The organism is Pseudomonas libanensis, assembly GCF_001439685.1.
Taxonomy (GTDB): Bacteria; Pseudomonadota; Gammaproteobacteria; order Pseudomonadales; family Pseudomonadaceae; genus Aquipseudomonas; species Aquipseudomonas libanensis.
Genome location: NZ_JYLH01000028.1, coordinates 1 through 21,838, shown reverse-complemented (window position 1 = coordinate 21,838; position 21,838 = coordinate 1). Strand labels below are relative to the sequence as shown.

Here is a 21,838-nt window from a genome sequence, read left to right as displayed (position 1 = left end):
CTGGCCCACCTAAAGTGCCCACATGCGATTGAAGACCTACCTCCATCAGATCAGCCCGATCCTGTCTACCCCGAACGCCGCCCGCCGCTTGTTGCATTTTTTTGCGCTGGTGCTGCTGGTGGGTATCATCGGTGGGGCTTACAGCTTTCTGCTGTTCACCTTCAACACCGAGATCTCCCAGCGGCGCAGCTATATGAGCAGCGCCATTGCCGAAGCCCACACTTTTTTCACCACCCGCGAAGCGCTGCTGGAAAGCCTCAGCCTGTCAGCTACACGGCGCTACAAAAGCGCCGATGGCGCCGTGTCCGCAGAGGAAGTGTATTTGCTGTTGGGCACGCGCCCCGGCAAGCAGTGGAGTATCTGGCTGACCCAGCGCATGCGCGACTATTTGAAGGCCAGGCAACTCAATCTGATTTACGTGGCCAGCGATGCCCAAGCCAAAGTGGTGCGCCTTTACAACGCCACGCCAACGATCCGCGCGTTCCCAGCGGGTATGCTCGAACAGTTAAAGCGGCTTCAGCAGGAGACTCGTCCGGCCTTGCAGGAGCTATGGCTGACCCAGAACACCGAGGGCCATTCGCAGCTGTACATTTTCATTCGCCTGGATGAGCGCGATATGAATTCGGGTTGGCTAGGCTTGGAAATTGACGACCGGGAAGTTGCCAACACACTGAACGATCACAGCGCCGGGGAGTTCACCATGTTCAACTCCCAGGGCATGCCCTTGTTCAGCAACAGCACCAAGCCGCAGTTCAGCCACAACCTGCCAGGCCTGCAGCAGCAGGATTTCTTTGGTTTTGTCGGCGCGGGATGGCTGCCCGAACAACTGGTGTTGCGCAAACAATTGAAGTCGTCGGACTGGCAACTGGCTTACTCCATCGACCTGCGCGCGGTTCTCGTATCCCTGTGGCCGCAATTGGCCGGGACGCTGGTGTTCTGCGTGTTCGGTATCAGTCTGGTGTGGTTGCTGATACACCGCATTGAACACCGTTTCATTACACCCGCGGTGCAGCGTATCCAGGCCTTGGTGGAAAGCGAGCTGTTCAGCCGTGACGTGATCCAGACCGCGCCCGTGGCCTTGTGTGTATTACGCCGCACCGACGGCCAGGTGGTACTGGAAAACACCTTGTCCCATCAATGGCTCGGCCAGAGTGGCGAACGCGAACAGCTGTGCCCCGGCTGGATCCGCCAAGCCTTCGATGCCCACGAACCGACTTTTACCGATTACTTTGAAACCGCCGATGGCCGCCACCTGTACCTGAGCTGCGCGCCCACCCGCTACAAAGGCGAGGACGTGTTGTTATGTGCCTTCAGCGACATCAGTACCCGCACCCAGATCGAAGCAGCGCTGGAACAGGCGCGCCGGCTGGCCGACAGCGCCAATGAAGCCAAGACCTTGTTTCTGGCCACCATGAGCCATGAAATCCGCACACCGCTGTATGGTGTACTCGGCACCTTGGAACTGCTGGGACGTACCCGTCTGGATGCACAGCAGAAAAACTATCTGAAGGCGATAGAAGGCTCGTCATCCACTTTATTGCAGTTGATCTGCGACGTGCTGGACGTATCCAAGATCGAGGCCGGGCAACTGGCCCTGGAACTGGGTGAGTTCTCCACCTTCGCCCTGGTGCAGGAAGTGGTCCACGTCTATGCAGCGGCGGCTCAAAGCAAAGGGTTGCAGCTCTACGCCTGCATCGAGCCGCAGATGCCGGACCGGATGATTGGCGACATCAGCCGGATCCGCCAGGTGCTCAATAACCTGTTGAGCAATGCCATCAAGTTCACCGACTCCGGGCGGGTCGTGGTGCGAGCCACGCTGTTAAGCCGTGATGGCGAGCGCGCCAGTGTGCAATGGCAAGTCTCGGATACCGGCAAAGGCATCGCGTGCGAAGAGCAGCCGTGCATTTTCGAGCCCTTTTACCAGACTCAGGGCAACCCCAACGTAGTGGCGGGAACCGGCCTTGGCCTGCCGATTTGCCTGCGTTTGACCCAACTGATGAATGGCAGCCTGCGCATGGTGAGTGAGCCGGGCCTGGGAAGCAGTTTTACCCTGGCCCTGCCGTTGGTCGAGTGCGTCAAAGAAGCGCTGCCCACGACCATGACAAGCTTGCTCCCGGAAGTCGTTCTGGTGCTTTCACCGGTTCGCGAGTTGGCCGAAATCATCAGCGGTTGGCTGCGACGCTGGGGCGCACACCCATTGATCGGTCACCCATCCTCTCTCGACCTGCCCACGGCCTGTGTACTGATTGAGCTGCATCCCGGCCCGCTTGAACAACGCCTGGCACCAGATTGGGCCGGGCCGCTGGTGCTGGCCACCAGCGACGGGTGCAATGTACCGCAGATCATGCTGGGAGGCTGGAAGGTCAACCTCAATGACCTGCATGCCCTTCATCAAGCAGTTAGCCAGGCCCAAGGTGTATGGGTTGCATTGCCTGAGCCTGTGAATGAGCAACGCGATCTGCGTAAATTAAAGCTGCATATACTGGTGGCCGAAGACAACGCTATCAACCAGCTGATCCTGCGCGATCAATTGGAGGAGCTGGGCTGCACCGTGGAACTGACGTCGAACGGCAAAGAGGCGTTGTCTCGCTGGCACGAGGGGACGTTCGATATCGTCCTCAGCGACGTCAATATGCCTAAGCTCAACGGCTATGTCCTGGCCCGGGAACTGCGGCGCCTGGGCTGCACCGTACCGATCATCGGCGCCACCGCCAACGCCATGCGTGGCGAAGCCGCCTTGTGCGTGGCGGCAGGCATGAATCATTGCCTCGTCAAACCCTTTACCCTGCGAGCCTTGTTCAATGAACTGGCTCCCTATGAACGAGCCACCCATGAATCGCTGTAGCATTTTGATCGTCGAAGACCACCCCTTTCAACATCAGTACCTGCAGCATCTGTTCGGCGAACTGGGGGACTTCGACCTGGAGTCGGCGCGCGATGGCGAGGAAGCACTGAGCTGTTTGCGCAGGCGCAATTTCGACCTGGTGCTCACCGACCTGATGATGCCCGGCATGGACGGCGTGCAGTTTATCCAGGGCCTGGCCACGCTGCGTGCCAAACCGGCCCTGGCGATCATGAGTGCTGCGTCCCGACGCATGCTGATGAGCGCGAGCCTGGTGGCGAGCAACCTGCAGGTGAATGTCATCGGGTTGATTTCCAAGCCGGTGAACCTTGCAGCCCTGCGTAGCCTGACCGAGCAACTGCTGGACCTGCGCCAGGTAGTATTACCCGCCACCGCCCCGGACATTGAACACCAGGCCCTGCTTGAAGCCCTGGACAACGGCCAGTTGCAGGCGTGGTTTCAACCCAAGAAAGCCCTGATCAACGCACGCATTGTCGCCGCCGAAGCCTTGATACGCTGGATCCACCCGGACTATGGCGTATTGTTGCCGGGCTCGTTCCTGCCCGCACTCAGGGCCTACGGCTTGGAGGAACGCTTATTATGGCGTGTACTGGAACAGGCCATCGCTGCCCAGGCACGCTGGCGGCTACAAGGTTATGACATCCCGGTATCAATCAATTTGCCCACCCATTTGCTCAACAGCTACGACTTGGCTGATCGCATCCTTGCATTCGTCTTGCAACATCAAGGCATTCCTGGACGAATTTGCTTCGAGTTGATGGAATGCTCAGTGCCCAAGGACATCAGTAACTTCTACGCTGGCGCATGCCGTTTGCGCATCAAAGGTTTCGGCCTGTCCCAGGATGACTTTGGCAAAGGCTACAGCTCGTACATGAACCTGGTCTCGACGCCCTTCACCGAGCTCAAGATCGACCGGGCGCTGGTGCAAGGCTGCAATGACAACGAGGAGCTGGCGCAGGCGTTGACCAGCATTGTGGCCCTGGGGCGGCAACTGGGTTTGACCGTGGTGGCCGAAGGTGTGGAAACCGCGCAAGAACTTGCGCTGTTGCGTAAGATCAACTGCACTCAGGTCCAGGGCTTCCTGATTTCCCATGCGGTGTCCTCAGACCAGTTCCAGCAACTGCTGAACCAGGACGGCCCGGCAAGCACCTATTGAGTCTTTGTTCAGAGGTCATTGTGTCCGAGCATACCCCCCTTCCCGTCCGCCAGGTCGCGTAATGAACCACCCCAATGCGTTCCTGGAGAAACTGACCAGCAGCTCTCTGCGCCTTAACAAGGGCTTGATCGTGCTCGGCGCCCTGGTGCTGGTGTTGCTGGGGGTGAGTTACCTGGGTGTAAACCGCATGGTCGGCGAACAGAGCGACACTACACACTTTCATTTTGCCCGGTTGATGGAAAACATTGGTGAGCAGCAAGTATTTCTCGCCAACCTGTCACAGCAAAGCGCCCAGGGCGAACTGCTACCTGCGTCAATCTCTGTGCCACCCGCCCTCAAGGCGTTGCCCGAGCAAGGGCCGGATGTCTACGAGGGGCGCGAATTCAGCTTTTCCCTGCCCTACAGTGTAAAACTCAACCCCAAGCGCTTGGCTGCCAGCCAACAGGCGAAGGTGTTTGATCTGGCAGCGCACCTGGCCGCGTACTACAGCGCCTTCTGGTCTGCCTCGCACTACCAGTCACCTCAGGTTTTATTGTTCAACGGGCCAGACAACTTCAATATTTCAGTGCCTGCCGCCGGCCATCTGCGTGGTGATGGGCAGGTACAGGGCGGTTTTTTTGCCGACGTGGTACGCCAGGTAGAAGCGCGGCTGCATGCCGACCCTCAGCATCCGCTAGACGGCCAAGTGCACTGGAAAGCCTACAGCGACCCCACGAATATGGCGAGCACCCCGACATTGCTGGCTTATATCCACATTGAACTGGCCCCGGCACGCCTGCATATCCAGGGCGCAAGCCCCCATGTGCTGGTAGCGTCACTGCTCAATCCCTCGCAGGTCAATAACATTGAGCGCTTGATGCGATGGTCGATCTTCGACCACTTCACGCTAATCGCTCCATCCGGCGAAGTGCTGGCTGGAGCCCTGAAACCTGACCAACGATTGCAGGAGGGCATGAACCTCACCCGTGACGGCCTGGTGTTCAAATTGACCAGCCGTGGCGAGCAGCACTGGACGGCAATCTACGTCATTGGCTTCAAAAGTTTCCTGGACTCAGCTTTCTGGCCACTGCTGTGCCTGTTCGCACTGGTACTTGCAGGGCTTGGGGCTGGCCGTGCCTTTAGCCGCTGGTACAAAACCCAGGTGGTGTTGCCCGCCCAACAGGCCCACGCCAGCATCACCGAAAGCGAGGCATTCAGCCGTGCCGTGATTGATACAGCCCCAACGGGCCTGTGTGTAATACGCCGCCGCGACCATCAGGTGTTACTGGAGAATCAACGCGCGCTGGCATGGCAAGGCACCACCCGCCTGATCAGCACCTTGCGCCAGCACTACGACCTCTCCGAAGCCGGCCATGCCGATCTGGAAATTGATGGCCGCCATCTGCATATCGCGTTTATCAACACCCGCTATCAAGGCCAGGACGCCTGGCTCTGCGCTTTCCATGACGTGACCCGACACATCGAAGACGCCGCGGCCCTTGAAGAGGCCCGCCACACCGCCGACTCGGCAAACCGGGCCAAGTCCCGCTTCCTCGCCACCATGAGCCATGAAATCCGTACGCCGCTGTACGGTGTGTTGGGTACCCTCGAACTGCTGGGGCTGACTAACCTCGCCCCCCGTCAACAGAATTACCTGCAAACCATTCAACGCTCATCCGCCACCTTGTTCCAGCTGATCAGCGATGTGCTGGACGTGTCCAAGATCGAAGCCGGGCAAATGACACTGGAACTCCAGGACTTCTGCCCGCTGGAACTGACCGAAGACGTGGTGCGCACCTACAGTGCCTTTGCCCGGGCCAAGGGGTTGCAGCTGTATGCCAGCATCGATGTCACACTGCCGGATCGCCTGCGTGGTGACCCGTTGCGGATTCGCCAGATTCTTAACAACCTGGTGAGCAACGCGATCAAATTCACCGATAACGGCCGTGTCGTACTGCGGGTGCGGGTGTTGGAAAACGCTGATGTGCAATGGCAGGTCAGTGATTCGGGCGTGGGGATTTCCAAGGCGCAGCAACAGCAACTGTTCGATCCGTTTTATCAGGTCAACGATGCGACCAGCCAGGCCGGTGCAGGCCTGGGCCTGGCGATCTGCAAATGGCTGTGTGAGTTGATGCACGGCCAGTTGAACGTGGTCAGCGAGCCCGGCCTGGGCAGCAGTTTCAGTCTGCAACTGGCGCTGGAAACCGTACCGGGCAACCTCGCCGATTGCCCGGCGTTCACGCCTGATGCACCGGCTGTGTATGTGCGTGCGCCCGTTCCTGAACAGGCGCAGCATCTTATCGACTGGCTCAATCGCCTGGGCCTCGACTGTCATGCCTTCCGGGCTGAGCCATCTACCGCGCTGCTGGTGGACCTGTCGCCCGCAGCCCAACGCCAGCCGTGGCCCAACCCGCGAATCATTGCCACTGCGGGCGGGCCCAACCCTGCGCAGCTATCGCAGACCGACTGGCTCGTCGATGTCGACGATGTGCGCGCAATTGCCTGGGCGGTTTACCTGGCGCATCACGGCAGCCGCGCTGAAGGCCCGCCAGAAGTACCGGAAAAAAACCGCCGTTTGGACCTCAAGGTACTGGTCGTCGAAGATAACGCAATCAACCTGGCAATCATCAAGGAACAACTGCAAGCCCTGGGCTGCTCGGTGGTCGCCGCCACCAACGGCGAAGAGGCACTGGTGCAGTGGCAGCCGGGCCGCTTCGACCTGGTACTCACCGACGTCAATATGCCGTTGATGAACGGGTATCAGTTGGCCCAAGCCCTGCGCCAGCAGGACAAAACGCTGCCGATCATCGGGATCACCGCCAACGCTCTGCGCGAAGAAGGCGAACGCTGTGCCGCTGTCGGCATGAATGCGTGGCTGGTCAAGCCGCTGAGCCTGGCGACCTTGCGCGCTCAATTGGAAAAACATTGCCAAGTCGCCCTGCCCGCGGTGGTCGAACCGCATGCGTTGTCGCCCACCATGCGCGAGCTGTTTGTCACCACTGTACGCCAGGATGTCCACACCACACTGGCAGCGTTGGCGTGTGCCAATGCCAATGAGGTGGCGCAGCAACTGCACAGCATCGCCGGGGCCCTGGGCTCAGTGCAGCTCAAAGCGATGGCCATTGCGTTTATCGAGCTCGAATGCCGCCTGACCGGCATGGCCGTCACGCCCGCTTTGGATCTGGAAGTGCGCCAGCACCTGGCTCGATTGAATACGTTGCTCGATACCCTTGAATAAATTCACTCTGGAAAATCAACCCATGGATACCCTCAACGTCGTCATTGCCGATGATCACCCCATCGTACTGGTGGGCGTGCGCGAACTGATCGAGCGTGATACACGCTTCAGGGTGGTGGGCGATGCTGTCTGTTCGAATGAACTGGTCGCGCTGCTGGAGTCCACGCCGGTGGACCTGGTGATCACCGACTTCAACATGCCCGGCGATTCGCCCTACGGTGACGGCCTCAAGTTGGTGGAATACCTGACACGGCACTTTCCCGAGGTGCGGATCGTGGTGCTGACGATGATCTCCAACCCCTTGATCCTGACGCGCCTGCAAGAGTTGGGGGTGCTGGCCGTGATCCAGAAACACCAATTGCACGATGAAATCCAGGCCGCGCTCAAGGCCATCGCCCGAGGCAAACCGGTTCACCACAACGTGCTACAGCCGGTATCGGTGATAAACGACGGGGCTGACCTTGACGAACGATTCACCCGATTATCGCCTAAAGAGCACGAGATTCTGCGTTTGTTTATCTCGGGGCAAAGTGTCAACGAGATTGCGCGCGGGCTGAACAGAAGTGCCAAGACCATCAGTACTCAGAAAGTATCTGCGATGCGAAAACTTGAAGTAAACAGTGACCAGGACTTACTGGCTTACTGCATAGAGCGCAACTTGTTCAACTAATAAATTTGCCCGACACTACTGGAGTTACCTGATTCTAAGGATCGTCTGATTTCCCACTAAGCGCCGGCGCTCTATTGTGTTGCTTCACCCCCAATAATGGAAAGCAACATGAAATCTTTCTCCCGAGCACTTCTGGCCCTGTCGATTTTCGCCGCCGCAGGCAATGCCTTGGCAGCCGATGCTGTTCCGACCAAAGCCGGCAGCGGCACCATCAACTTCACCGGCACCATTAACAACGATGCCTGCTCCGTTGAAGGCGCCGCCGCCAACAAGACCATTTCGGTGAACATGGGTGAAGTGTCGATCAAGGACATGGGCACCGCCACCGCGCCAAAAGGCAGCGGCACGCTGAGCGCCGAGAACTTCGAGATGAAGATCAACTGCAACGCCGGTACCAAGGTGGCCATGATCTTCGAACCGACCACTGGCAAAGGCACTGGCCTTGTGACCGGCACGGGCGTGCTGAAAGTCATCGACGGCCTGGGCGCCGCCAAGAATATCGGTATCGCCTTGCTGGACGCCAATGGCGCGCTGATCGACCTGAAATCGCCAACCACCGCGAAGATTGAAAGCAACCTGCAGGACAGCAACGCCTCGCTGAAATTCTCCGCGGCTTACGTCACCACCGCCGATCCGAAACTGGCCGTGGCCGGTCGTGGCGACGCGACCCTGCCGTTCACCCTGCAATACGAATAACCCGCACGAGCATTACGGGTCCGTGCAGGGCCTGAACGGCCCTGCACATTCATTCATTTGCGCGGTAGCCATCATGTTTTATCGTCAATCATTGTCCTTCTGCGTGGGCCTGTTGGGCCTGCTGATGGCCAGCCAGGCCACCGCCGGTATTTCGTTGAGCAGCACACGCCTGGTGTTCGATGGCAGGCACAAGGAAGCCGGTATCACCGTGCGCAACAGCGGTGAGGACGTGCTGATCCAGTCCTGGATCGACGCCGATGGCAGCGATGCCACCTCGGTCCCCTTTGCCGTCACCCCGCCCTTGGTACGGGTGAGCAACGACGAGCAGCAACTGTTGCGGGTGATCTATGAGGGAACGGGTATGCCGGCCGACCGCGAGTCGGTGATGTGGCTCAACGTGCAGGAAATCCCCAAGGCGTCAAAGACTCAGAACACCTTGCAGCTCGCCGTACGCCAACGCATCAAGGTGTTCTTCCGTCCTGCCGGGCTCAAAGCCGAGGCCTACTTGGCACCCGCGACATTGAAATGGCGCCTGGTTGAGCGTGGCGGCAAAAGTATGCTGGTGGTGAATAATCCTGGCATGTATCACGTGTCCATTGCCGAAATCACGCTGAAATCGGGTGCCCTCAGCGAACAGCCATTCGACTCGTTGATGATTGCGCCGGGTGAGCAAAAAGAGTTCCCCCTCAAACATTTCACGTCGAACCAGACACCAAGTTTGTTATTTCGCAGTATTAACGACTACGGTGCCCAGGACAGTTATAGCGCGCAACTTTCCTACTCGGCCGCCGTGCAGGCCAGTGCAATAAAAGACACGCCTTAATACGCCCGTTTATTCAGCGGTCGAACTTTCACTGTATTTATCTTCGCTCCGTTAGTTCGTATCGGAGGTGATATAGGGTTCCTGCATGTTTGTATTCAAGTACGATGGATTGGCGCCGCTGTCGGTCGCCCTGATCTTCAGCAGCGCCTGCCTGGCCGACGGCGAAGAACAATTCAATACCTCGTTCCTGCAGGGCGCAGCTTCTGCGGTTGATGTGCAAGCATTGCTCGCCAGTAGCAGTGTGTTGCCCGGCAATTATCGGGTTGACCTTTACGGCAACGACACCCTGGTGGGCCGGCGCGATATCGACTTTCGTCATAACCCGGCCACCGGCAAAACCGAGGCCTGCCTGACCCTTGAAATGGTGCAGCAATTGGGCGTCGATATCGCCAGGCTGCAAGCTGCCGGCAAACTCGTTGGCGATGATCCCAACGCCTGCATCAACCTGCCCGCCTTGATCGACCAGGCCAGCGTGCGCTACGACGTGCCACGCCTGCGCTTGCTGGTCAGCGTGCCCCAGAGCGCCATGGAGCGCGGCCGCCGGGGGTATGTAGACCCGGCCTTGTGGGACGATGGTGTGCCCGCCGCGTTCATCAACTACCAGCTGAGCAGCAGCCGCAACAGCAACCAGGGTGAAACCACGCTCTCCAACAACATCGGCCTGCGCAACGGCATCAACCTGGGCGGCTGGCGATTGCGCAACGAATCGAACTTCAGCAGCAGCACCGGGCGCCCCAATACGTTCAAAAGCAACCGCAGCTACCTGCAGCATGACGTGACGGCGTTAAAGGGCCAGTTCAGCGCCGGGGATATTTTCTCCGACGCCGACCTGTTCGACAGCGTGCGCTATCGCGGTTTGAAACTGGCCTCCGACGACGGCATGCGCGCCGACAGCGAGCGCGGCTATGCGCCGATCATTCGCGGTATCGCCCAGTCCAGCGCGACCGTGGAGATTCGTCAGAATAACTACATCCTCTACACCGCCAACGTGCCACCGGGCCCGTTCGAGATCAGTGACATCTACCCCAGCGGCTCCAACGGCGACCTGGAAGTGACGATCATCGAAGCCGATGGCCGCCGCCGGGTCACGGTGCAGGCGTTTTCCAGCCTGCCGATCATGGTGCGTCAGGGCCAGCTCAAATACAGCGTGTCGGCCGGGCAGTACAACAGCAACAGCGATGACCAGAAGTCACCGCAGTTCGTCAGCAGCACCCTGGCCTACGGCATCAGCAGCAACCTGTCCGGGATCATCGGCGCGCAGGCCACGGAGAACTTCCAGGCGATGTCCATCGGCGCCGGCCGCAATACCGCCATTGGTGCGGTGTCCCTGGACGTGACCCATTCGGTCAGTCGCACCTTTGGCCAGGCGGTCACGGGCAATAGCGTGCGGGCCTTGTATGCCAAGACATTTACCGGCACCGACACCAGCTTCACCCTCGCCGCTTATCGCTATTCGACCGAGGGTTACCGCACCCTCAGCGATCACGTCGAGGAACTGAGCCATGAAGGCGAGAAGCGCACCGGCAACTCGAAAACCCGTACCGACCTGACCATCAACCAGAGCCTTGGCCTCAACCAGCAATATGGCAGCATTTATGTGAACGCCAGTGACCAGCGCTACTGGGGGCGTGGGGGATCGCAGAGCCTGTCGGCGGGCTACAGCAACTATTGGGGTGAGGTGAGCTACAACCTTGGCGCGACTTACACCAAGGATGTCGGCAACTATGGACCGGCCAACAACGACACCCTGGTCAACCTGTCGCTGTCCTTCCCATTGGGCTCAAAACCCCGCGCGCCACGGGCGTTTGTCTCCGCCAGCACGCAGAAAGCCAGCGACACCACCCAAGTGGGCATCAACGGCTACCTGTCCGAAGACAGCGACACCTATTACTCGGTGCAAGGCGGTAACAGCAGCACCGGCGGCAGCACCGGCTCGGCCAACCTCAGCACACGCACCTCGGTGATGGATATCAGTGCCGGTTACAGCCAGGGGCGCGGGTATAACTCGCAGAACCTCAACCTGTCAGGTTCCGTGGTGGGGCATGCGGGCGGGATCAACTTGGGGCAAACCGTGGGCGAGACCTTCGCGCTGGCGCAGGTGGAGGGTGTGGAAGGGGCGAAAATCGGCAGCTTTTCCGGCGCCAAGACCGGCAGCAACGGCTTTGCCGTGGTGCCTAACGCGCAGCCTTATCGCGTCAACTGGATCAGCCTGGACACCCGTGACCTGGGCACCGATATCGAGATCGACAACGCCACCCAGCAAGTGGTGCCGCGACGCGGAGCGGTAGTGTTGGCGCGCTATGCCAGCAAGACCGGGCGACGTGTGCAGTTTGCGCTGTTCGACGCCCAGCATCGACCGATCCCGTTTGGTGCGGCGCTGGAAGACAGTGCGGGCAAGCAGATCGCAATTGCCGACCCTAGCGGCAAGGCCCTGGCGTTGGTTGAGTCCGACACCGGCACCTTGGCGATCACTTGGCAAGACCAGCGATGTGAGGCGCCTTATGCATTGCCGGAGCGCAACAAGGCGTTGAACTATGAGCGGATGGAGTTGAGTTGCCGTCCTTAGAGGGGCAGCTATTTAACTGATGCATAAAGAACAAAATGTGGGAGCTGGCTTGCCTGCGAATGCGGTGGTTCAGTTACAGATTCAATGACTGGCACACCGCCTTCGCGGGCAAGCCCTAATGCCAGTCAGTTAAGCGGTCATCGCCTTCTGTAGGAGCGAGCTTGCTCGCGAAAAACGCCAACGATAACGCGTGTTTGCTGAATGAACGCGGCGCCTGTGGGCTTTTCGCGAGCAAGCTCGCTCCTACAAAAAAACCTTAACTGACTGGCATTAGGGCAAGCCCGCACACAGGGATTTGCGCCCGGCGCTGATTCTGTGGGTATTCCATAACCAGTGTGGGAGCTGGCTTGCCTGCGATAGCGGTGGTTCAGTTACAGATTCAATGACTGACACGCCGCCTTCGCGGGCAATCCCCCTCCCACATTTTTTACAGCGTACCGGTCAGAAATCGCGCTTGTAAAAGATATCCAGGGAGCTGGCCACACCCGTCGCTACTTCCAGGTACACCTTCTTGCTCAGCAAATAACGCAAGGCGATGGTGTTAGCCGGTTCGAACACCCCTACCCCGTAACGTAGGCTGAGCTTCTCGTTGATCTTGCCGCTCGCCACCACCGCAGTACTGTTGCCAGTACCTTGAGTGTCCAGATCAAAATCCTGAATCCCCAGCTTATTGGCAATATCCGAAGTCACGCCGGCACTGCCCATCAAGCCCAGGCCCAGGGCGGCTTCGGCGAGCATGTTGTTGTCTTCACCGGTGTTGGTGCGCGAACGCCCCAGTACCAGGTACGACAGCGCATCTTCCTGGGCCATGGCCGGCTCGGAGAAGATCTGGGTGGTGGGTTGTTCGGCGCTGCCACTCAGGCGAATACCGGCGGTCACAGTGCGGGACGATTCGACCACCACACGCACGGCTTCAATGTCCAGGAACGGTTGGTCCAGCGGCCCGGCGAACAGCAGTCGCGCACGGCGCACGTTGAGGCGCTGGCCGTAGGCGCGGTAGCGGCCGTCGTTGAGCCACAGCTCGCCACGGGTGTCCATGTTGTCGCCGATATGCACATGGCCCTGGACCTTGGCGGTGAGGCCGAAGCCGGCGAAGTTGAGCTGGTCTTCGCCCACCTCCACGTCGATATCCATGGCCATGGCCATCGGCGGTTTGCCCTCTTCGGTCTGGCTGCCGATGATCACGGTGTCGTCGGACACCTTGACCGTCGACGGCGGCAGTTCCCGCACGGTGATATCGCCACGGGGGATATGGACCTTGCCGGCAATCGCCAGTTTGTCGTCCTTGAGGCTGATCTTCAGGTCGGGCGCCACTTCCAGCTTGGCGTAGGGCTCCACGGTGACCGGCAGTTGCGAGCCTTTGAGGCTGAGGTCGACCACCAGGGCGCGGCCCCAGTCGATCTGGCCCTTGAGACTGCCCTGCCCGGCCTTGCCGCTGTGCCAGCCACCGTTGAGCTGCACGCTTTCGCCAGCGATCTGCGCCTGCAGGTTCAGGCCCTCGAGGCTGATGGGCAGTTCTGGCCCGGAGACCTCACCGTCCACAAGGTTGAGGTTGCCGTTGACCAGGGGCGCGAGCAAACCGCCGGAGATGCGGCCACTGCCGTTGAGCTTGCCGTTGAGTGTTTCCACCATCGGCACAAAGGGCCGCGCCACGGTGAGGTCCAGGCCCGTGAGGCTGAAATTGCCGGTAATCGGCTTGTTGCTCGGCAGCGGGTTAATCTGCGCCTGCAACAGCAATTCGCCGAGCTTGCCGCCATGGAAGTTGAGCTGGGTGTCGATGCGCTTGGGGTTGAGGGTGGTTTCCAGTTTCAGGGTGTTGTAGGGGAAGTCCAACCACTGGCCCTTGTCGCGCACACGCAGGGTGCCGCCGCTGGCATCCACCGAAACTACGCCTTTGGGGCCGCTCTGCGGCAAATCGAGTTGTACATCGGCGTTGAGCTTGCCCTGCCAGGCGAAGTCCTTCGGCAAAAAGGCCGCGAGGCTATCGATGGGGAATTGCTTGAGGTGGTAGCGCAGCTTCGGCTCGGGCATCAGGCGCTGGTCTTCGCCACACAGGCTGGCGGGGCCGGAGACCCAGCAGTGCGCGCCGAAGGTCAGCTTGCCATCGGCCAGGCGCTCGATTTTTGCCGGGGCTTGCAGCCGCCAGTCCTGGCCACCGGCTTGCACGTCGCCACTGGCCAGGCGCCCGCGCCAGTTGCCTTTGTCGAGATTGCCGTCCAGCGCCAGGGCCAGCTTGACCAGGGGGCCGACGAGGTCCAACTGGACTTTCTGGTTCTTGATATCGCCCTGGGCGCTGGCAGTGAGGTTGCCGACCTGGGTTTCGCCAGCCTGGATACCGCTGGCCTTGAGGTCGAGCCTGGCGCGCTGGGCGCTATCGAGGTTGGCGTCCAGGTTGAGGCTTTGCAGACGGTTGTCGGCAAAGGCCAGTTGCTGACCCTTGAGGTCGAGCTTGCCTTGAGGGGCTTTCAAGGTACCGGCCACCTCGACACGCCCGTTGACTTGCCCGCGCAGTTGCGGCCAGAGCTGGGCCAGGCGCGTCAGCTTAATGTCGATCTGCCCGGCCAGACGCTGTTGCAGGCTGCCGCTGCCGTTGATGCGGTTATCGCCCAGGCGGATGTCCAGGTTGGCGAGGGTCCATTGTTCCCCACCACCTTCGGCCTTGGCCGCCAGCACCGCCGTCTGCCCACGCAGGCGGCCCTTGAGGTCGAGGTCGGCGTTGAGCTTGAGTTGTTCATTCTTGAACTCGCCCTTGCTGCGCAGCGGCCCGGCCAGGGTACCGGGTAATTCGGCCACCCAGTACGCCGGGTTCAGGGCCGACAGATCCAGCGCCGTATCCCAGGCAATCCCGTCGGCAAATTGCAGGTTCAGGTGGCCTTCGGCCTTGCCTTGGCCGGCGGTCAGCTTCAATTCGGGCAGGAAGACTTGCTTGAGGTCGCCACTGAAGGGCGTAACCAGATTGAATTTACCCGCCGGGCCGTCAAGGTCGGCCTTGAGATTGCCCAGGTAATTGCCGTCTTTATAAGAGATTTCACCGTTGAAGGTGCGCAACGCCACTTGCGGCTCGTCGATCGTGGGATACAGGCGATGCCAGGGGAAGTCCAGCCAGTCGATTTTTGCGTCAGCACTGAAACCTTGTTGCCAGTCCAGGTTGGCACTGAGTTTGAGGCTTTGCTTGTCGCCGGCATTCAGGTCCAGGCCGGCGATCTGCGCGCCCTTGGCATCGACCTTGCCTTGCAGCAGCAAATCCACCGGGCCTTTTTCCGCCGGCAAAACGGCTTTGCCTACTAACTGGTAGCCGCTTTTCAGGTCGCCCTTGGCACTCAGGTCCAGTTGGTTGAGTTGCAGGGTGTCGGGCAGGTCAGCGCTGGGTTTGAACGCTTCGGAAGTGATGTGCAACTGAGCCGGCAGGTTTTCCACCAAGGGTTGCAGTTCGCCGCTGAGCTTGGCCGGAAGGTAGCCGCTGCTGTCGGCGTCGAGTTTGAGGGTCTTGAGCAGGTCGCCGTCGAGCTTGAGCGCAACGGTCCAGGGCGCGCCGCCCGGGGCGTAGGGCAGGCTCAGGTTGCCGCTGGCTTTGAGCGGCCAATCGCCAGTGGGTTGCAGCAGGCCGGCAAGGTCCAGCACCAGGTCGTCGCGCTGCAAGTGCACCGAATCGATACGCAGGCCGGCAGCCGTCCAGTGTGCTGCCAGTTGCAGGCCCTTGAGTTCTTCATTGCCGTTGAACAGCAGGCTGCCGATGCGAACATCGCCCAACTGCAGAGAAACCGGCAGATTCAGGTCGGGGAGTTGGATCGGCCCGCTGTCACTTTCTTCGGCACTGGGGGCGAACTCCAGACTGACCTGTTCCACATCCAGTCGATTGATGCACAGGGTCATGCGCAGCAGGCAGCCGGGCGACCAGTCAAACTTCGGCGCCTTCAGTTCCACACGGCTGCCATCCTGCTGCCACAGCAGATGATCGGCGCTCCACTGCCCACCCAGGTGGCCGTGGAAATTCTCCACGCTCAAGCCCGGCACCTGGCCCAGGGCCCAGCGACTGCCCGCCTGGGTACCCAGCACCGACCATAGCGCCAACAACAGCAAAGCGAGGATGGCGACCAGCACCAGCCCGGCTATTTTCAAACCACGTATCACAGCTCAGGCCCCATGGAAAAGTGCAATCGAACGCCGCCCGGATCTTCGAGGGCATGGGCAAGGTCAAGGCGAATCGGCCCGACTGGCGAGACCCAGCGCACACCAACGCCCACACCGGTTTTCAGGCTGGGGAAGTCCAGGTTATTGAAGGAGTTGCCCTGGTCGACAAAGGTCGCGATGCGCCATTTGTCGGTGATGGAATATTGATATTCAGCGCTCAAGGCCACCATATAGCGGCCGCCGATGCGGTCGCCTCGGTCGTTCTCGGGCGACAGGGTCTGGTACTCGTAGCCGCGCACGCTCTGGTCGCCACCGGCAAAGAAGCGCAGCGACGGCGGCACGGATTTGTAGCCATTGGTGGCACTGCCGCCAAATTGCGCACGGCCCAGGAAGCGGTGGTTGTCCCACAAGGTGGTCAGGCCTTTGACGGTGGCCGTGCCGTAAAGCAGATTGGTGTCGGACCCCAGCCCCTCCTTGGCAACCTTGGTGTCGAACATCAGGCGGTAACCATGGTGCGGGTCGATGCGGTTGTCGCTGCGCAGGTAGGAATAACTCACGCCCGGCATCACCAGGTTGCTCAAGCCCGAGTCATTGCCCAGGCGGTATTCTTCGCGCTGGTACTTGAGGGAAATCACCCGCGTCCAACCGCTGGGCAATTTGCTGTGCCATTCCGGGCCGATGGTGAGCAGCTTGCTCAAGGTGTCGGTGTTGGCAATCTCTTCATTCTGATAGCCGCCGGCAAAGCGCAATTTGTCAGTGAGCGGCGGATCAAGCGGGATGTCGTACCACAGCCCGACGTTCTGCCGCGGCGCCGACAATTCGGCTTCCCAACCATAACTATGGCCCTGGGGGTTGACCCAATGCCGTGTCCAGTTGGCTTTGCCCCGTGGGCCGACGTCGGTGGAATAACCCAGGCCCAGACCCATGGTGCGAGGCTTGCGGGTGTCCAGTTGCACCGCGACCGGGATCACGTCATCGGTTGCGGCGGTAGGGCTGGCGTCGACGCGCACGCCTTCAAAAAAGCCGCTGGCTTGCAGGTTCTGGTTGAGTTCGGCGACCAGTTCGGAGTCATAGGGCGTGCCGGGCTTGAACGGCACCATGCGCTGCAACAGCTCTTCATCAAAAGGCGTGTCGCCGCTGAAGCTGACCTTGCCCATGCTGTAGCGCGGGCCGCTGTCGTAAATGAGTTCGATATCGGCCACGCCGGCTTGAGGGTCAACCGCGAGCTTCTGGCTAGTGAAGCGCCCGCTGAAAAACCCGTAGCGCGAGGCCTGGTTCTGGATCAGGCGCTTGGCGTCTTCGTAATGGCCGTGGTTGAGCACCGCGCCGGATTTGAGATCGTCGCTGGCAGGCACGCGAAAAGCCTTGAGGCTCGCGGCCTGGCCATCGACCCGAATGGTCACGTCGCGCAGATGCACCGGTTCGCCGGGGTCGATGGTGAGCGTCAGGCGCGGGTTCTTCCCGCCCCTGACATCACTGGCGATCCGTGGCTGATAGTAGCCCAGGGCCTGGGCTGCTTTACGCGCCTGCTCCTCGGCGCCGCGGCTGAACCGCAGCAAGGCTTCTTCATCACGATCGCCCACCCCGCCGATATAGCCTTCGATGTTGGCTTTCAACGCGTCGTTTGAGGGTTTGATCCGCACGTCCAGTTCGCTTTGCGCGAATGCGCCGCAGCTTGTGAACAGCAGAACCAAGCCGCTGGTAAATCTTCCTGGAAACTTCATAGGCGCGGATGCTACACGAGCTGGGGAGAGTCTTTGAACCCGGATTTGTCTGAATAATTCTGTCTAAGCCGTTGCAGCATGTAACGCCTGGGGATTGGGATGGAAAAACACATGTTCCAGCACTGGGCCTACGGCGACTTCGCCGATCTCCTCATAGCCTTGGCGCTTGTAGAAATCCAGGTAGCGGGAATTGCCGGTATCGAGCACCACTCCGGAGGAATGCGGGTCGTCGGCGCACCAATTGTGTACGGCTTCCAGTAGTTGCTCACCGAAGTGCTTGCCCTGGAACTGTGGGTGAATACCCAGCAGTGGCAGTACATGCACCGACTCGCTGGGCAGGCACGCCAGGACCGCCTGATGGTATTCCAGGTAACGCCGTGTCCCGCGCACGCCGGTACTCAGCCACATGCGGATCTGCCAGGCCCAACTCTCGGTGATGCCCAGGCGCCGCTGGGGCGGTGCAATCAGGGCGATGCCGATCAGCCGGTCGTTGACGAACAGGCCGATGGCGGGAAGCTTCTGGAAGAAGTGCTGCTTGACCAGTTCGCGCACGGTGGCGCGTACCCGTTGCTCATAACCCGGCCGCTCTGCTTCGAAGATGTAGGCGAAGGTCGGCTCATGGCGATACGCCTGGTAAAGCAGGGATCGCGCCTCGCGGGAGTAACCGCTATTGAGCAGGCGGATGTCGGCAATGGCCGTCGAAGTGTCTGGCATAACAGTCAATCTCCTGGGCGCCACTCAAACATGGCGTTCTTATGGGTACGAACCTGTGCAGCTCCAGTCGTTCCCAGACAGTAGCAGCGCATTCGCCCGATCGCCACGCTGGCCCCCGTCGGACTTGTCGGCTAGCATCGCCCTTTTGCCAGACTGGACTGCCGACCATGAAAATCGTCTCCTTCAATATCAACGGGCTGCGTGCTCGCCCTCATCAGCTGGCGGCGCTGATTGAAAAGCATCAACCGGACGTGATCGGCCTGCAGGAAACCAAAGTCCACGATGACCAGTTCCCCCTGGCCGAAGTGCAGGCCCTGGGGTATCACGTGTATTACCACGGGCAGAAAGGCCACTACGGTGTGGCCCTGCTCTCGCGCAAAGAAGCCCTGAGCGTGCACAAAGGTTTTGCCAGCGATGAAGAGGACGCCCAGCGGCGTTTTATCTGGGGCACCTTCGCCGATGAAAACGGCCACCCGGTGACCATCATGAACGGCTACTTCCCCCAGGGTGAAAGCCGCGACCATCCGACCAAGTTCCCAGCCAAGCAGCGCTTCTACGCAGACTTGCAGCACCTGCTGGAAAGCCAGTTCAGCAATGACCAGGCGCTGGTGGTGATGGGCGACGTGAACATTTCCCCGCAGGACTGCGACATCGGCATCGGCGCCGACAACGCCAAGCGCTGGCTGAAAACCGGCAAGTGCAGCTTCCTGCCGGAAGAACGCGAGTGGATGGAACGCCTGAAGAACTGGGGCCTGGTGGACAGCTTCCGCCATCTCAACCCGGACGTGACCGACCGCTTCAGCTGGTTCGATTACCGCAGCCGGGGGTTTGAGGACGAGCCCAAGCGTGGGCTGCGCATCGATGTGATCATGGCGTCCACCGGCTTGGTACCCCGGATCAAGGATGCCGGGGTGGATTACGATTTGCGCGGGCTGGAAAAGCCGTCGGACCATGCGCCGATCTGGTTGGAACTGAGCTGACTCCCCGATTGCACTCGGTCAAATGTGGGAGGGAGCAAGCCCCCTCCCACATTTGACCGGCTGAGTGTCAGTCACATTGCTGCAATCCAACTGACTTAATCTCGCGGCACTCCCTTTGGCTTGAGAAGGTGCCGGCATGAAGCTGCGCGTTCTGTTCCTGTGCTTTGCGATTTGCCTGCCCGCCGTGGCCGCTCCCCTTCCTGTCCCCGACCAAGGCCCAGCGCTGCGCATCCAGGGTTCCAATACCATCGGGGCGGCACTCGGCCCGGCGTTGGTCAAGGGTCTGATGGAGCATCAAGGCCTGCTGGGTGTACACAGCGAACCGGGTGACGGGGCAAACGAACAACGGGTGGTTGGCAAGACGCGCCAAGGCGGGACCGTGACCATCGAAGTGGCTGCCCATGGTTCCAGCACCGGTTTTGCCGCGCTGAAAAACAACCGTGCCGACCTCGCCGCAGCGTCCCGCCCGATCAAGGACAGCGAGCTGGTAGACCTCGAATCCCTGGGTGACCTGAAAAGCCCCGAAGCCGAACAGGTGATCGCCATCGATGGCCTGGCAATCATCCTCAACCCGCACAATCCACTCAATACGCTGAACACCGAGCAACTGGCGCAGATCTTCAACGGCGAGGTCAGCACCTGGGAAGCGCTGGGCGGCATTGGCGGGGCCATTCATGTCTACGCCCGGGATGATCAGTCCGGCACCTACGACACCTTCAAGGAATTGGTGTTGAGCCGACGCGGCAAACCGCTTGTCGGGACCGCACAGCGTTTCGAGTCCAGCGAGGCGCTGTCCGATGCGGTCAGTCATGACCCCCAGGGCATCGGTTTTATCGGTTTACCCTATGTACGCCAGGCCAAGGCAGTGGCGATTGTCGACGGCGACTCACAACCGATGTTGCCCTTGACCAGCTTGATTGCCACCGAGGATTACCCGCTGTCACGGCGACTGTTCTTTTACCTGCCACCCTCTTCCCGCAACCCGTGGGCCAAGGCGCTGGTGGACTTCACCCAAGGCAGCAAGGGCCAGGCACTAGTCGCCGCCAATGGTTTTATCGCCCAACAGGTGCAGGCGATTGGCGTGGCGCCACGCCCGTCAATGCCCGACGACTACCAGGCCCTCGCCCGTGACGCCCAGCGCTTGAGCGTGAATTTTCGTTTCGAGGAAGGTAGCGCCAGCCTCGACAACAAGGCGCGCCAGGATCTGCAGCGGGTGGTGGCTTATATACGAAGCCATGGCAAGCTCGATAAGCAGGTAACCCTGGTGGGGTTTGGCGATGCCAAGAATGACCCGCAACGTGCAGCATTATTGTCCAAGTTGAGGGCCATGGCGGTGCGCCGGGAGCTGGTCAAGAGCGGCGTGGTGCTCAAGGATATCCGCGGGTTTGGTGCGCAGATGCCGGTGGCGGCGAATACGGCGGATGAGGGGCGCATCAAGAATCGGCGGGTGGAGGTCTGGGTGTACTGACCCTTGGAGTTTGAGGTGTTTGGACTGGCCTCATCGGGGCATAGGTATCTACACAACTTTGGGGCGACGCTGGACCTGTGGCGAGGGAGCTTGCTCCCGTGACGGACTGACAGCCGACGCTGATCGAGCTGACGCACCGCGATCCAAATGTGGGAGCTGGCTTGCCTGCGAAGGCGGCCTTAAAGCCGACCAGGATCTCGGGTCAGACCGCGTACATATCCGTTCCTGCGGTAATGGCTGCTATTGGTTCCGCTTTTACAGCGGGTCACTTTTGAAAAGAGCCCAAAAGTAACCAAAAGGCTCTTGCCCCACCCGGCGTTTTTCAAGGTAGTTGTCGCGTCAACCGTTCTGCTATGCCGCTTTTTGTTCGGTCTGCTGTTCCCGATCTGGATTCAGCAGCACCGTTCCTACCGGTTCCCAGTTACGTGTTTGTCCTGACCACCGTTCAGGTCTTTTCCGGCGCTCCCGCTCATACAGCTCATGGCGCAGTGCCAGGATCTGATGATCTTTCCCTCCATGGCGCTCTGATGGGGTGACGAAGCGGATCCGGCTGTGCCGGTGTTCGCTGTTGTACCACCGCATAAAATCCCTCACCCAAGTCCGCGCAGCGTCCAAGCTGGCGAAGCCTTCCAAGGGCCATTGCGGGCAGTACTTCAGTGTCCTAAACAGTGATTCCGAGTACGGGTTGTCATTGCTTACGCGTGGACGACCGCGAGAAGGCGTGATGCCCAGCTCATACATTTTGCTTAACAGCGTCACCGATTTCATTGGCGCTCCGTTATCAGAGTGCAACACCAAGGGCTCACGCAGGCACTTCTCATTGATCACGC

13 protein-coding genes are annotated in these 21,838 nt (G+C 60.1%); 9 read left to right on the top strand and 4 right to left on the bottom strand.

Annotated elements, in window-relative coordinates; all coding sequences use genetic code 11:
* Positions 1-22 precede the first annotated feature (22 nt).
* From TU73_RS27310 to TU73_RS27280, 7 genes are all read left to right on the top strand, one after another.
* Positions 23-2,845: an ATP-binding protein gene (locus TU73_RS27310; protein WP_057014766.1), complete on the top strand. Its 2,823-nt coding sequence runs from the start codon at positions 23-25 to the stop codon at positions 2,843-2,845.
* Positions 2,832-4,019 (top strand): response regulator cyclic di-GMP phosphodiesterase PvrR, encoded by a 1,188-nt coding sequence (gene pvrR / locus TU73_RS27305; protein WP_057014765.1) that lies wholly within the window; start codon positions 2,832-2,834, stop codon positions 4,017-4,019. The genes TU73_RS27310 and pvrR overlap by 14 nt, the downstream gene beginning before the upstream one ends.
* A gap of 61 nt (positions 4,020-4,080) precedes the next feature.
* A complete protein-coding gene (locus tag TU73_RS27300; protein WP_057014764.1) occupies positions 4,081-7,236 on the top strand; it encodes an ATP-binding protein in 3,156 nt (1,051 codons plus the stop codon).
* 22 nt (positions 7,237-7,258) lie between these two features.
* The gene (locus TU73_RS27295; RefSeq protein WP_057014763.1) at positions 7,259-7,906 is read left to right on the top strand and encodes a response regulator; all 648 of its coding nucleotides are present in this window, start codon (positions 7,259-7,261) and stop codon (positions 7,904-7,906) included.
* A gap of 108 nt (positions 7,907-8,014) precedes the next feature.
* Positions 8,015-8,602: a fimbrial protein gene (locus TU73_RS27290; protein WP_057014762.1), complete on the top strand. Its 588-nt coding sequence runs from the start codon at positions 8,015-8,017 to the stop codon at positions 8,600-8,602.
* A 73-nt stretch (positions 8,603-8,675) separates the two neighbouring features.
* Positions 8,676-9,425: a fimbrial biogenesis chaperone gene (locus TU73_RS27285; RefSeq protein ID WP_057014776.1), complete on the top strand. Its 750-nt coding sequence runs from the start codon at positions 8,676-8,678 to the stop codon at positions 9,423-9,425.
* An 85-nt stretch (positions 9,426-9,510) separates the two neighbouring features.
* On the top strand, positions 9,511-11,991 hold the full coding sequence (locus TU73_RS27280; protein ID WP_057014761.1) for a fimbria/pilus outer membrane usher protein: 2,481 nt from the start codon (positions 9,511-9,513) through the stop codon (positions 11,989-11,991).
* A 441-nt stretch (positions 11,992-12,432) separates the two neighbouring features.
* On the opposite strand, the gene TU73_RS27275 is transcribed toward TU73_RS27280, so the two are convergent.
* The 3 genes from TU73_RS27275 to TU73_RS27265 all read right to left on the bottom strand — a co-directional run bounded on the left by TU73_RS27275 (position 12,433) and on the right by TU73_RS27265 (position 18,560).
* On the bottom strand, positions 12,433-16,122 hold the full coding sequence (locus TU73_RS27275) for a translocation/assembly module TamB domain-containing protein (protein ID WP_057014760.1): 3,690 nt from the start codon (positions 16,120-16,122) through the stop codon (positions 12,433-12,435).
* The gene (locus TU73_RS27270) at positions 16,119-17,846 is read right to left on the bottom strand and encodes an autotransporter assembly complex protein TamA (protein ID WP_057014759.1); all 1,728 of its coding nucleotides are present in this window, start codon (positions 17,844-17,846) and stop codon (positions 16,119-16,121) included. Before TU73_RS27270 ends, TU73_RS27275 begins: the two co-directional genes overlap by 4 nt.
* Before the next feature lie 63 nt (positions 17,847-17,909).
* The gene (locus TU73_RS27265) at positions 17,910-18,560 is read right to left on the bottom strand and encodes a GNAT family N-acetyltransferase (RefSeq protein ID WP_046068680.1); all 651 of its coding nucleotides are present in this window, start codon (positions 18,558-18,560) and stop codon (positions 17,910-17,912) included.
* A 167-nt stretch (positions 18,561-18,727) separates the two neighbouring features.
* Between TU73_RS27265 and xthA the strand changes: the two genes are divergently transcribed.
* Together xthA and TU73_RS27255 are read left to right on the top strand one after the other, a co-directional pair.
* A complete protein-coding gene (xthA, locus tag TU73_RS27260; RefSeq protein WP_057014758.1) occupies positions 18,728-19,540 on the top strand; it encodes an exodeoxyribonuclease III in 813 nt (270 codons plus the stop codon).
* Between the two features lie 136 nt (positions 19,541-19,676).
* Complete coding sequence (locus TU73_RS27255) at positions 19,677-21,008, top strand: substrate-binding domain-containing protein (RefSeq protein ID WP_057014757.1); 1,332 nt, start codon at positions 19,677-19,679, stop codon at positions 21,006-21,008.
* Between the two features lie 351 nt (positions 21,009-21,359).
* Here the strand turns inward: TU73_RS27255 and TU73_RS27250 are convergent.
* A partial coding sequence (locus TU73_RS27250) for an integrase core domain-containing protein (protein WP_156421191.1) occupies positions 21,360-21,838 on the bottom strand: 479 nt, incomplete at its 5' end.